We start from the raw sequence: 14,114 nt of genomic DNA on the forward strand, positions 1-14,114 counted from the left end.
TCTAAAAGGAAGGTCAATGGTAAGAATATTTCTTTTGAGGATAATCAGGCAGGAATTTAGGTACAAGCGAATAAGAAGCATTAGTTCTTTAGTTAAAGAAAAAATGCAGACTTTGCACACTTATTATACATACGCCCGTTAAGAAAGTAGTTTGATTTCAATTTTTAAGATTCGATGAAAAACCTCCATTCTATAATATTCAATAATTCCTTTACAGAAAGCTTTCCCGGAGATCTGAGCGGAGACCTTCATCCCCGGCAGACGCCTGGAGTTTTATACAGTAAAGCTTTACCAACCCCTGTTACTAAACCTTCCCTGATAGGGTGGTCAGATGAAGTAGCATTGGGCCTGGGATTGTCAAATCCAGATGAAGAGGATGTTAAGATGTTGGCAGGTAACCTGGTAACGCCTTCCATGCAGCCTTATTCAGCCTGCTATGCAGGACACCAGTTCGGGAACTGGGCCGGCCAGCTTGGCGACGGCCGGGCTATAACGCTTGGTGAACTCACAACTTCAGCGGGAAAGGTCTGGGAAATACAATTAAAAGGAGCAGGCCCTACTCCCTATTCTCGACGCGCAGATGGACGGGCTGTACTGCGCTCCTCTGTGCGAGAATATTTAATGAGTGAAGCGATGGCCCACCTTGGAGTTCCAACTACCAGAGCACTGAGCCTGGTAAGTACAGGAGATCCGGTACTTAGGGACATGTTCTATAATGGTCATGCGGAGTACGAACCGGGAGCAATTGTAGCACGTGTAGCCCCCTCCTTTTTACGCTTCGGTAATTATGAAATGCTTGCTTCCCGTAATGAATTGGATAACCTCAGAAAATTGGTTGATTGGACGATTGCAATCCATTATCCTCATATCGAAGGTGAAGACAAAGTTATAACCTGGTTCAAAGAGATAGTGAAAAGAACCGCCTTTATGGTTACAGAATGGCTAAGGGTTGGTTTTGTACATGGAGTGATGAATACGGATAACATGTCAATACTTGGCCTTACCATTGACTACGGTCCCTATTCTTTTCTTGATGCTTACGATCCTGCATTTACTCCTAATACCACAGATCTGCCTGGCCGAAGATATGCATTTGGTCAGCAGGCGGGTGTTGCACAATGGAATTTAGGTTGCCTTGCAGGAGCACTTTCCCCTCTATTCCCCGACACTAAACCTCTGGTTGAAGTTATCGAAGGATATGAGGATCTTTTCTGGACCCAATATTACCATATGAAAGGGAATAAACTGGGATTGGACAAGGTGAGATCAGAGGATGTGGTCTTAATCGATCAATTTGAAACCTTCCTGGCACAGGTGCAGCCAGACATGACTATCTTTTATCAGCTACTCGCAGACCTTGAGGTGGAAATTGCAAGTGGCGGAAGGCAAGCAATAATTAAACACTTTCAGAGCAGCTTTTACCAATTACTTACCGATAAAGATGAAGCCGACCTGTTTGATCTTATAAGTAAGTACCTTGAACGAATAAAGGCAAATAACTGTACAAGAGAAATTTCTTTGGAAGTTATGCGGAAAGCTAATCCGCGATTTATCCTTAGGAATTATCTGCTACACCAGGCGATACAAGACTTACAGAACGGCAATAATGAGCTGTTCCTGAAACTTGAAAAAGCTATCAAAGAGCCCTATTCAGACAAGTTCGATGAATTTGTAAATAAACGGCCAGACTGGGCGAACGAAAAAGCGGGATGCTCCATGCTATCTTGCAGTTCATAAGAACTGCAAGATATTTAGCTTCCAAATACACTTTTTGCTTTTTCCACTGCTTTCATAAGATCTATCCCTTCTTCCAATACTGGCCTGAAAAGGTCGCCCTCTGTCTTTAGTCTCGAAACAGCATTATGTATGGTGAAATCCTTCATCTGTAGTCCAGGTTTTACTTCATCCCAGTGAAGTGGCATTGCTACTGTGGCACCGGGTTTAGGCCGCAGAGAATACGGACCAGCTATGGTTGCTCCAGGACGGTTTTGTAAGAAATCGACATACATCTTCCCCTTTCGTTCTGCGATAAAACGTTCTACGCTTGTATAATCAGGTATTTCTTTATGAACTATATTTGCAATAAGTCTACCAAATAGCTGGGATTGATCATAGGTATATTTAGCTGCCAGCGGAATATAGATATGCATTCCTGTAGAACCTGAGGTTTTACAGTATGAAGGCACATTAATAGCATCTAATACTCTCTTCACTACGTTGGCTGCTTCAATCACCTGATCAAAAGTATTTTTATCAGGATCAAGATCAATCACGCAATAATCAGGATTATCGGGAAATTGAGTACGAGAGAACCAGGGATTAACCTCTATACAGCCTAAAGAGATCATCCACATTAAGCTAGCTTCATCCGTAACAACCAAAAATTCCTTATGCTCCCCATCGCTGGTGATATAAGGGAAAGTCTCAGCCCATTCTGGTGCGGTTTCCTTAACGTTTTTCTGATAGAAGCTTTTACCTTTTATACCGTTTGGAAACCGGTTTAAAGATTGTGGGCGATCTTGCAAATAAGGCAAAATATATTCGGCCACCTGGTAGTAATAATTGAAAAGATGGCGCTTGCTAATACCTTCGTCTGGCCAATACAGCTTACTTAAATTTGTAAACTTAAGATCGTGTCCGTTAATTGGCCTAACCTGCGTTTCGTCCTTCGGGTTTAGCAGAGTCTTTTTTGGCACCGGCTTTGGTGCTGACACCATCGTTCGTTGAAGCTCGGTGACTTCGGGAACGGCTTCATTCAAGGGCGTGGATACCTCCCTCATTACATCTGAAGCTTTCTTATCTTCCCTCATTCCTTCAAACGATGGATGGCGAAAAACCCCGTCGGAGGTTACTTCAGCAAAACTGACTTCACAAACCAGTTCAGGCTTCAACCAGGTTGCTGTAGCATGAGGAGGATTGGGTCTGAAGCGGGAGGGTTTATTATAATCAGGTTCGTAAACAAACGGGCAAACGTCAGTAATGAAAGGCTTGAAACTTTCCATCATCTGTTTTTGCAGTTTACCAGAGAAACCAGTTCCTACCTTGCCGACATACTGGAACTTTCCTTGTTGATATACACCTAACAATAAGGAACTGAAAAGCTTGGAGGATCCGTCATTTTTAGTAAATCCGCCAATTACTACTTCCTGGCGTTGATGGACCTTGATTTTCAACCAGTCTTTTGATCTAAAGTCGGGGATATAAGTACTATCCGCCCTCTTGGCGATTACACCCTCAAGGCCCATTTTTCCTGCGGCCTCAAAGAACTCCGTTCCTTTAGCTTCAAAGACCTTGCTTATTCTTACCCTGTCATCATCCGTCGGTAGAACCTTTTTCAACAATTCCAGGCGATGCCTCAATGGTAACTGCATTAAATTTTTCCCTTCCAGGTACAGTATATCAAATACATAAAAGACAAGTTCGCCGTCGGCTTCACTTCTCCAATTCTGAAGTGCGCCAAAATCTGATACCCCTTTTTCATTAAGAACCAGAATTTCTCCATCCAAAACAATATTGAGTTTCCAGGTTCGGAGCAAACTATGGATTGGATAAAATTTTTCATTGAACGATTTATTATTCCTTGATTTGAGCTCTACTTCCCTATCTTTAACGAAGGCCAAAGCACGATAGCCGTCCCACTTTACCTCATAGAACCAATCCGGATCGTCGAATGGTTTATCCGTCAGTGTGGCTAACATGGGCATTATAGCTTCCGGAAAGGGACTTTCTGGTATCTTCTCCAGGTGGGGTGTTATTCCTTCTACAATTTCTTCATTACTCGAGCCCAAAAGACTTTCAGCCTTTTCATTCCCCGCTGTGCTATCTACTTTTTTAGTCTTAGTTTTCGCCATAGATAATAAGGCCCAAGAATAGCCTCCTCGTATTTTAGTTTATAAGGTCAAGAAGATGGTGTTACCTTATAATATGAACAGGCTTGCAATAAATAAGTTTCAGTTTTGGCTAATGCTCGGACCACTTAGACAGCATAAAAGCGATTAAGAAGCCACAAACAGTAATTATTCCGACCCAATTATGCCCCTTTTCGAAAGCTTCAGGTATCATCGTATCAGCCAACATGGTTAGGATTGCTCCGGCTGCGAGAGCGATAGTCCCCGCTATAATTGCGGGGGAAAGATGACTAAAAACAGAGTATCCCAATATCGATGCTATTGAAGTAATAAGAGCGATACCTGTCCAGATACCAAAAATGAACTTCTTAGATCGGCCTGCCTTTTTCATACCTGCGGAACTTGAAAGCCCCTCAGGGACATTTGAAATAAATATCGCAATAACTGTAGCAACGCTTACTGCTCCACCTTGGATCATACTAATTCCGATGGCAATTGCTTCAGGTATTCCATCAAGGAGTGCGCCTAATGCAATTGCCATCCCGCTACCTGGTGCTTCTTTCTCTGAGGCCTGTTGCTCCCCGGACCTTTTTCTATGTTTCGCGCCAGAAGAATTCAATAGATAATTAGCGCCAGAATAAATAAGGCCACCAATTATAAAGCCGGTCGCAGCTGCCAAAAAACCTCCTTTGGTAAAGGCTTCGTCCATCAACTCAAAGGATAAAGCAGATATAAGGACACCTGCTCCAAATCCCATTATCAGCGCTACGAGTTTCTGCGAGATTTTAAAATAGTAACCGAAAAGGGATCCTAGTACCAGAGCTGTGCCTGAGAGTAATCCCCATAAGCCAGCCTCAACCCACTTCGCCATCATTAAGCCTCTCCCATCATTAATCCTTCAATAGTATGAGCCTGGACGATAGGTTCCAATTTGCTGACAAGACGGTAGGTTAAATGACGTTTTACATAGTCGGGTAATTTTTCAAAATACTCGTGGGTGACCTGAAGATCGTGACGCTCTGCATTTATAGCACCAGGTGCATCCACTCCTAAAACCAGTACCGGGCGTGATTTATCGGAAACATTTGCTGTTCCTTTGTGAATAGTTAAAGCTGACCGAACGGATATATCGCCCATCTTAGGCATTTTACGTTGAGCCTTTAATTCATATCTTTCGTACAGATCTTTGGGTGGGAACATGTCATGTTCGAAAGCCTCTGCAAGATCCCATTGTGTTCCTGGGGCAATAACAAAGGGGCCCATGTCTTCGTATACATCAACAGTAGTGATATTAAAGGCCAGAGAATTCAGTCTTCTTCCGTGCACAGTGTCTGGGGGGGCAGCGAAGTCGCGATGCCAGGGCTGATCTTTTGCGCCAGGATTTGGTACATCAAAGCCTACTTCAACTACCCTGTACTCCGGTCCAAGTACTGCTTCACAGACTGTTGTCACCCAGGGATGGGTAACCAGATCAACAAAGCCGCGGATATTTTCAGGATGTATCTCGACATAATGCCGCTTCGGTCCGCGCCCAACTGCTCCACCAGGTCTTTTCAGTGCATCTTCATATAATACTGCAATGTCTTCACCCAGTTGCTGCACCCATTCCCGGCTAAAGGCACCTTTAAGTCCTATAATTCCATCTCCATACAAGCCGCCCATTATGGCTGCAATATCGTATTCGCTTTCAACCGGATTTATTAAGTCTCCTACTTTCATTAGATGTTTTTCTCAATCATAACAATGATAATGCCGGATAAGGCTCTTTTGGATATGATCAACGGGCGAATTATTTATTAATGGATCGTAATTAATAAAAGGTGAAGCCAACATAACCGGCTTAAAACTTGTTCGGCTCTTATTATGAAGATCAATGATAAGCTTATCGAACTGAGTACACCGTCTGAATCGCCTTTTGGATTTGAAATCAGCATAAAAAACAATATTCATCGCCTGAAGGAAAGCCGGATATTTACTATTAGAGAAAGGACCAATGGTAATGGAAACAAAATTGAAATAAGCGATGACGTAGAAAGCAAAGAACATAATGCTTTTCTGAACTTTTTTCAAAGGCTATCTGCAGATTTTGGTACAAGCGTTCCTCATAATCGAAAGATCAAAAAAGCTGTACCCGATTTTTCTTTCGACTACAGGACCGTTCTCACTGAAAATCTCGATTCTAATATGCATTACGGATATGGCGACCCGGCAATAATGAAAGTAGAATTACAGGGTGAAAACATTTATTATTTAGTAAGCACTTCAAATGATGCTCCAAACGCCTTCCCTATTATTAAATCAAGAAATCTTGTGGACTGGCAATTTTGCTCCTATATATTCCCGGAAGGTTTTAAACCAGAATGGGCAGCTGACGGCGAATCCATTGCCGACTTTTGGGCGCCGGAGATGCATCAGGTTGGAAAGGAGTTTCGTGTTTATTTTGTAGCCCGTGATAAACATACCAAGGAACTTTGCCTTGGTCTGGCAAGGGCATCTCATCCGGAAGGACCTTTTGAGGCAGAACCAGAACCTCTAATAAAAGGGAATGTAATTGACCCTCATCTTTTTGTGGAAGACGAAAAGAATGTCTATCTGTTCTGGAAAGAAGACAATAATGATGTATGGCCTCAGAAGCTAGCTGAATTATTATATAAAAACCCAGAATGTATTCCTTTCCTTTTTCCTGCAGGTAGCGATCAAAAAACAGCGGCACTGATTATCACCTTCTGGCCATGGGCGAAGGATCTTGAAGCAATGGAGAGATTTTTTGTACTGCAAATCCTGATCGAAGCAGTGATAGAGCGCTTTACAGAATTTGAAGAATCCTTGAAAGAACTGGCACAGGAGAAAACGATTATTGAAGATAGAATTAAGGAGATATTGAAATTTATGCGAACTCCTATGTTTATACAACAACTAGCAGATGACGGCAAAACTCTTATCGGGGAAAAAGTTAAAATACTTGAAAACGACATGCAATGGGAAGCTCATCTTGTAGAAGGCATGTGGGTAACCAAACACGAAAATCATTATTATTTATTTTATGCGGGTAATGACTTCTCTACTGATCAATATGGGATTGGTGTAGCTATTTCTAAACACCTTAAAGGCCCTTATATAAAATCAGAGAAGCAACTGATCCAATCAACAAAAAGCTGGGCGGCTCCCGGGCATCCTTCAGTATTAAAAACAGAGGACGGGGGGCATCTTATGTTCCTCCATGCCTATTTTCCTGGCTGTGCGGGTTACAAAAAGTTTAGGGCTTTATTAGAAATACAATTACACCTAAGATCAGACCGGGTACTTGTTGCTCAGTCCTGAGATTTCTTCTTTTTATACAAATCGATATCTTTCAGATTTACCAATTTGCCGGTTTGCTTATACCTTTCGATAGCTACGCGAATAGCCTGTTTCTCGTCACTAGATAAAATCGTATGTAACGTTTTTACTACTTTGTCTGGTTGGGATGTTTTCATATTAAGGTTTAAGCATGTTTTCTCAAAAATTATGCCTTATAGATCTGTGTTATTATGATATAATCAAGTATCCCCACAACTAACATAGTAACTTTTGTTATATAATTCCGTACTAATTTCTATCGATTTACTCATCTCTAACTATTCTTGGCCAGGCGCTGGCAATTTCCACCATTCCGCCTGGGTATGAGAGCATAGTCTCGAGTAAATGTGACTTTCAGTAAATAATATAATTGAACCTTGATTTACCGGAGCCCCGTACAAGGGCATGTTTCCAGTAAATTAATTAAGTAAACGAGGGGACTCTCAAACGTGCGGATGATTAAAAGATTTACGTTATTTCTAATTTTAACTTGTGCATTTTTATCCAGGTCAATTGCACAAAACATTACGATAGGAACCATAGAACCAGGACCTTACGGTAAGGGCTCAACAATATCAGTGCCCCTATTAATAAATGATCCTTCAGGCGAACTTCTGCCAAACAACGACTTCAAATTATATCTATCTGATGGCAACGGAAGTTTTGCTAACGAGCAATTAATCGGAAGTTACAATAGCCATTATACAACATTTGTGAATGGTTTACTCCCTACTGGCTTACAAGCTGGAACATATAAGGTACGTATAAAATCAACTGCACCAGTTACAGTTTCTGAAGCTTCTGGTCCATTTATGGTTAGCAATTCTAATGGTATTCAGGCTAGCGTTGATGCTCCAACTCAAACATTGAGCACTAATCCAAAAACATTCGGTAGCTGTGCATCAGGTCGCAGTAATACCAGGTTTAACTTTACTAATAGTTCAACCAGCGGAGCTCGTGTTACTGCTACGGCAACGAACGGATTTGTTTCCACAGATGTTAAGCAACTTTCATTCGAAGGGGTTTCAACCGTTCAGTTAATTGCAGATGTAACTTATTACACTTTAACAGTCAAAGCTGAGCTAAATGGCGTTATCTCTACATATTCTTATTTCATTGTTAATACCACCCAGAACACGCCTTTCAGTACTTTTGGCAGCAATACTGTTTGTTTGCCGAATGGATCTTTAAAATATGGGGTGGAAAGTACGTCTTCCAGTAGTGGTATTCAGTCTAACTTCCCGGGTTATACGTATCGCATAAATTGGGGTGATCAGGCAATTGAAACTTACACTATAAATCAGATCAAAAACAAGGGAGGTATTGTTGAACACAGTTACTCCAGATCATCCTGTGGGAGTCAGGTTGTTTTAGGTAGTGTGCGTTACTATAACGTGTTCGGAATAGGGATGCAATTGATGAGTCCTTTTTGTAATGAAATTGGAACCCCGGTATCAACCCAGGCTAAAGTAGTTACCCAACCAGAAAACCGGTTTGGACTTCCGGGGTTTGCCTGTCTTAACACGCAATTGACTATTGGAAATAACTCTGTGGCAGGCGAAAACCCTAGCTCAACCTCACCAGAGTGTAACAACAACAATGTGCAGTATTTTTGGTATGTAGACAATGTTTTAGTGACACCGGTTACAGGGGTACCTATTACCTATGCTCTGAAATACACCTTCACCACAAAAGGACCTCATACAATAAGACTTGAGTCGACAAGTAACTCGGATTGCCAGGCATCTCCACTTGAGCGAACAATCTTAATTCAAGCCCCTCCTCAACCCTCATTCACTTTAAGCTCTGATCTTGCATGTATTTCATCAAGTGTGAAAACTACCAATTCATCTATTGTTGATGACGCTGATGGAGCTCCTAATTCATTTAAATGGGTTATTGAAGGCCCTGCCGCTCCTGTATTTGTTAATGGAACTAGTGCTGACTCAAAAGATGCAGAGTTTCTATTTAGTAAAGCAGGAATTTATACCGTTGCGCTTACTGCCAATTCATCTTGTCAGCCTGTAACAACTGCAAAAAAGACTATTATCGTTAATGAACAACCTGTGGTTACAGCGAACTGGCAGGCAAATTTGTGCGGTAAAGGACAGCTCTTAAACTTTAGCAATACTCAGGGAAATCCGGTAACAACCAGCTTTAGTGGAACTTTCAAAGATGAACCCAATACCTATAAATGGGAGATCAGCGGTGGTGGTTACGAGTTCAGAAACAATACAACCTCAGCTTCTAAGGAACCTGTTATCTTTTTCTCTGACTATGGCGTTTATACCGTCAAAATAACAGTAAAGAATAACTGCGGGACAAATTCAGTGAGCAAAACATTAGCTTTCAATGAGTCTCCTACCGTAAGTGCGGGGCCGGATGTGGCTGTTTGTGCAGGAGAAAAAGTTCAGTTGAACGGATCGTTAAGCGGGCCACCGGTAGCAGGGTTTTCCTGGGTAGGCGGAACAGGAACTTTTGTGCCGAACCGAAACGTATTAAATCCCTTGTATATCCCTTCACTTGCGGAAGTAACTGCGGGAACAGTACAACTATCATTATCTGCAACCACAACTATTCCTGCGCCATGTGATCGTGTTGCCGATGTAACAGTGATTACGATATATCCTCCTAACAAAATAACAACAGCTCCTTCGGCAGAAATTTGTACGGGGACCAACTTAACCTACAGTCCCAGAGCTGTTATCGCAAATAGCACAATTAGATGGACTGCAACCGGAACCACTAATGCTCAAGGCTTTTCAACAAGTGGAACTGGTGATATCCTTCAAACTCTTAAGAATACAGATCCTTATACTAACGCAAAAGTAACTTATACAATAGTTCCTGAAGCAAATGGTTGTAGCGGTGAACCATTCACCTTTACAGTTACGATCACACCTCTTCCAACTGTACAGGCCACTGCCCCTAATGCAACAATATGTACAGGTCAGCGAACAGGTATTTCGTTAATTCCCTCTATCAGTGGTACTAAATTCACCTGGACCAGCAGTGTTAACGGAACAATTACAGGTAGCACGAATCAAACTACTCCAACTTCAGCAACTTCCATTAATGACCTTCTGTTAAATACGGGTAATACCGCCGGCTCCATTACTTATGTGGTAACACCTATAAATTCTACTGGATGTGCAGGCACTCCTGCAACAATTACTATCAATGTTACTGCTCCTCCTATCGTTGCCGACGCGGGGCAAGATCAGAAATTATGCAGTGCAGGGCAGGTAAAACTGAATGGAAACCACCCAGGCAGTGGCGCTGGAAAATGGTTGCTTATTTCCACTCAAACCGGTGTCACTTTTGATGATGACACTAAGATAGATCCGGTTGTTAAGGGATTAAAACCGGGACAGGTTTACAGGTTTAAATGGACAATCAGCGGTCCGGGAACTTGTAATTCCAGCAGTGATGAAGTGCAAATAAATAACTTATCGGAAATTTCGAATAACATTATAACCTATTCAGGCAGCACTGTTTGTGAAGGAGCATCCATTTCCATTGCGGGAAGCACTCCTACCGGTGGTGACGCCTCCTCCTACCTCTACACCTGGGAAAGCAGTAAAGACGGTATTACCTGGACTGCGGCGAATATTGCAAGCCAGAAAGACTTTACTGTAATCGTTACTGAAAGCACCTATTTTCACAGGATAATCAAATCTGGCTCTTGTACCAGCGTTAGTGGCGTGGTTAAGGTTGAAGTGCAAAAAGGAATTAGCAATAACAACATTACCACAGGTAACCAACATATTTGTACCGGAACAGCTCCAACAATCCTGCAGGGTACCCTACCAGCCGGAGCAGATGGAACATTTAAGTACCAATGGCAACAAAGTCCGGATGGAACAAACTGGTCGGTCATTATCGGTGCAACAACTCCAATATATCAGGCCCCGGCACTTACAACAACTACTTATTTTCGGAGAGTCGTTTCCTCTACAATCTGTACAGGAGCGCAGCAGAATGCTAGTAATGCAGTTCAGATAAAAGTTTCAAAAGGTGCCATTGCAAATTATAACTGGCTATCTGAATCATCCTGTGCACCTTTCATAATCAGTAAAGAAAACATAAAAGCAGAAGCATCGGATCCAGGTGATATCTACGAGTGGTTCGCGAACGATAAGTCGATCGGAAAAAGCATAGATTTCCCTGGTTTTACATTACCAAATCCGGGTGACGAAGTGGATATTCGTCTGGAAGTAACCAGCGCTCTGGGTTGTGGTACTACAAAGTTTAGTCATACATTCAAAACCAATTCTACCCTTACTGCTGAATTTGTTACCAGCACAACAATAGGATGTGGTTCGGTGGCAATTAGCTTTACAAACAGAACAAAGAACACCGAGGGAGTAGACTTCGAATGGAATTTTGGAAATGGACAGGTTTCCTATCAGCGACACCCTACAACCATCACTTACACAGCTCGGGCTGACAATAGGGATACTACCTATATGGCGGTGCTAAAAGCCAAATCGAAATGTGCTATTTCTATGGATACTGTTTACATCCAGGTGTACGGAAAACCGACACCTAAATTTTCTCCAAGCACAGTAGAAGGATGTTCACCATTAACTGTAACGTTCAGAAATTCCTCCCCAAGTGTTTCGGGTACCTACACCTGGAATTTTGGAGATGGATCACCTGTAGAAACGTATACGGATAACCGCTCTGTAAGGCATATTTTCACAACAGGAAAAAGTCGTACTTTCACTATCACACTTACGCAAAAGAATGCCTGTGGTGATCAGGTTTCCCTTTCTCATAGCATTAAGGTTGCTCCCAACACCGTAACTCCGGATTTATTTGTAGAGCCAGCACAAACTTCGGGTTGTGCCCCTCTTACTGTTAAATTCTTCAATTATACTACCGGAGCAAAAAGCTATGCGTACATGTTTGAAGATGGAACAGATACTATAAGAACAAATAGTGATGAACCAATAGAACACACGTTCTGGAAAGGTGGAGTTTACAAGGTCAAATTAATAGCCTCTAACTGTTCTGATACTACAGCAATCAAAACCATTACGGTTTACGAGCAGGCTGAAGCAAAATTCACGGCAGATATAACAGAGGGCTGTGGTCCGTTGAGTGTGAAGTTTAACAACGAGACTAAAAACGCCATCTATCAATTTTGGGATTTTGGCAACGGAAAAACTTTCATTGGTGCAAATCCTCCTGCTCAGATCTATTCAGCGGTAAAACCGAGCTATACAGTAAAACTAATTACCAAAAGTAATTATGGGTGTATGGACACTTTGGTAATGAAAGATTATATCAAAGTGACTGCGCAGCCATTGGCTGGCTTTGATGTATTACCTGGGGATGTTATACAGTACCCAGACTTCCGCTTCAGGTTCAAAAATACTTCTACAGGAGCAGGTTTGAAATACAACTGGGATTTTGGAGACCGCACTATTGATACATCAAAAGATCCTGAGCACCTTTATCCCGATACGGGCTCTTATAAGGTCAAGCTTATTGTATCTAATTCCCTGGGTTGTAATGATGTCACTGAACATACTGTAAGAATAACAGGAACTCCCGGTAATTTATATATTCCAAACGCCTTCATGCCTAATAGTGCAAGCGAGGAATTGAGAAGGTTCAGAGCTAAAGGTTCCGGAATTGATAAGTTTCAATTTAAGGTCTTTAATAAATGGGGGGAGACGCTCTGGGTAACTGACAAACTGGACGAGAAAGGCGTACCTGTTGAATCATGGGATGGAACATTTAACGGAAGTGCTGTACCTCAAGGAGTTTACTTCTGGGAAGTGAAGGCATTCTTCAAAAATGGTAACGAATGGGCGGGAATGTCGTATAACAATGGTGAGCCTAAAAAGACAGGCGTAATTCACTTAATAAGATGATAAGGAGAGGTTTACCAGTGAAGAAATTTATATTAATACTTACCCTGACTGCCCTTTCAGGACTAGCTAAAGCGCAGGATTATATTTATTCGCAATTTTACAACGCTCCTGTTTACCTTAACCCAGCTTTAACCGGGCAATTCAAGGGGGCATTCAGGATGAATATGATATACCGTAATCAATGGAGCGGAATGGAAGGTGACCTGAGTTATCTTACAGCTTCAGCCGACTATCAATTCAAAAACATCAATGGAGGTGTAGGCTTAATGGTAAATAGTTCTAATGAGGGGACAGCTTATCTTAAGAAAAACAATCTCGCCGGAACATATTCCTATAATGTAGGAGGTGGAAGATTTATGGCTTCTTTTGGCTTACAGGCGGGAATAACTAATAGTAGCGTTGATTTCAGCAAATTCGTCTTCTCGGATCAGATTGATCCAAGGACCGGCTTTGGAGGATATGCTTCGATGGCAGAGATTCCGGTCAATAACAGTAAATATTACTTTGACGCCGGAGCAGGAGTTAACCTGGTGATGGGTAATGCTATGGTTGGAGCTTCAATGCTTCACCTGAATAAGCCAAATGAATCTTTTACAGGCTCCTCCCTCCCAACTCCAGTAAGAACAGCTATTCATGCCAGTTACCGTTATGCATTGGACCGGTACGATCCTTATGACGAGGGTGGTAGCTTTTTAATTCCTTCCGTGATCTATTACAAACAAGCTCAGGCAACTTCTTTAAGTGCAGGATTACAGTTCAAGAAACGCGGCGTAAATGCCGGTCTATGGTACAGATCAACTGGAAAAGGAGCAAACGAATCACTTGTTCTATCCCTAATTTTCGACATTTTTACAAATCCCTTTAAAAATCAAAAGGTACGTTTAGGTGTAAGTCATGATGCTTCTACAGGAAAGGTAAGCTACGGAAACACCAGCGGATCATCAGAAGTTAGCGTTGGATTTGAAACGGGTGAGCCTCGTGAAAACAGCTTTAGCGATGTTAAGTGTTACGATTTTTATTAGAAATTCCTCTGTTGTACAAT

General features: G+C 42.0%; 8 protein-coding genes. 4 read left to right on the forward strand and 4 right to left on the reverse strand.

All coding sequences use genetic code 11. The features are described 5' to 3' along the window. Positions 1–174 precede the first annotated feature (174 nt). Entirely contained in the window at positions 175–1,737 is a 1,563-nt protein-coding gene (locus J4N24_RS12545) for a protein adenylyltransferase SelO (RefSeq protein WP_207534037.1), read from the forward strand. Between the two features lie 14 nt (positions 1,738–1,751). Here J4N24_RS12545 and ligD read toward each other — a convergent pair whose 3' ends face one another. The 3 genes from ligD to J4N24_RS12560 all read right to left on the reverse strand — a co-directional run bounded on the left by ligD (position 1,752) and on the right by J4N24_RS12560 (position 5,567). Further along, positions 1,752–3,851 carry a DNA ligase D gene (ligD, locus tag J4N24_RS12550; protein ID WP_207534038.1) on the reverse strand — a complete coding sequence of 700 codons (2,100 nt, stop codon included), beginning with the start codon at positions 3,849–3,851 and terminating at the stop codon, positions 1,752–1,754. A gap of 109 nt (positions 3,852–3,960) precedes the next feature. Continuing rightward, positions 3,961–4,722, reverse strand: coding sequence for a ZIP family metal transporter (locus J4N24_RS12555; RefSeq protein ID WP_207534039.1), 762 nt, complete (start codon positions 4,720–4,722; stop codon positions 3,961–3,963). Further along, positions 4,722–5,567, reverse strand: a complete 846-nt coding sequence (locus J4N24_RS12560; RefSeq protein WP_207534040.1) for a phytanoyl-CoA dioxygenase family protein — start codon at positions 5,565–5,567, stop codon at positions 4,722–4,724. Before J4N24_RS12560 ends, J4N24_RS12555 begins: the two co-directional genes overlap by 1 nt. Before the next feature lie 144 nt (positions 5,568–5,711). On the opposite strand from J4N24_RS12560, the gene J4N24_RS12565 reads away from it, so the two are divergent. Further along, on the forward strand, positions 5,712–7,169 hold the full coding sequence (locus tag J4N24_RS12565; RefSeq protein WP_207534041.1) for a family 43 glycosylhydrolase: 1,458 nt from the start codon (positions 5,712–5,714) through the stop codon (positions 7,167–7,169). On the opposite strand, the gene J4N24_RS12570 is transcribed toward J4N24_RS12565, so the two are convergent. Next, positions 7,160–7,324: a hypothetical protein gene (locus tag J4N24_RS12570; RefSeq protein WP_207534042.1), complete on the reverse strand. Its 165-nt coding sequence runs from the start codon at positions 7,322–7,324 to the stop codon at positions 7,160–7,162. The two genes, J4N24_RS12565 and J4N24_RS12570, sit on opposite strands and share 10 nt — an antisense overlap. 318 nt (positions 7,325–7,642) lie before the next feature. On the opposite strand from J4N24_RS12570, the gene J4N24_RS12575 reads away from it, so the two are divergent. After that, positions 7,643–13,072: a PKD domain-containing protein gene (locus J4N24_RS12575; protein WP_207534043.1), complete on the forward strand. Its 5,430-nt coding sequence runs from the start codon at positions 7,643–7,645 to the stop codon at positions 13,070–13,072. Beyond that, complete coding sequence (locus J4N24_RS12580) at positions 13,069–14,094, forward strand: PorP/SprF family type IX secretion system membrane protein (RefSeq protein WP_207534044.1); 1,026 nt, start codon at positions 13,069–13,071, stop codon at positions 14,092–14,094. Before J4N24_RS12575 ends, J4N24_RS12580 begins: the two co-directional genes overlap by 4 nt. The last annotated feature ends 20 nt before the right edge of the window (positions 14,095–14,114 follow it).

The sequence above is a fragment of the Desertivirga arenae genome, assembly GCF_017355785.1.
GTDB lineage: Bacteria > Bacteroidota > Bacteroidia > Sphingobacteriales > Sphingobacteriaceae > Desertivirga > Desertivirga arenae.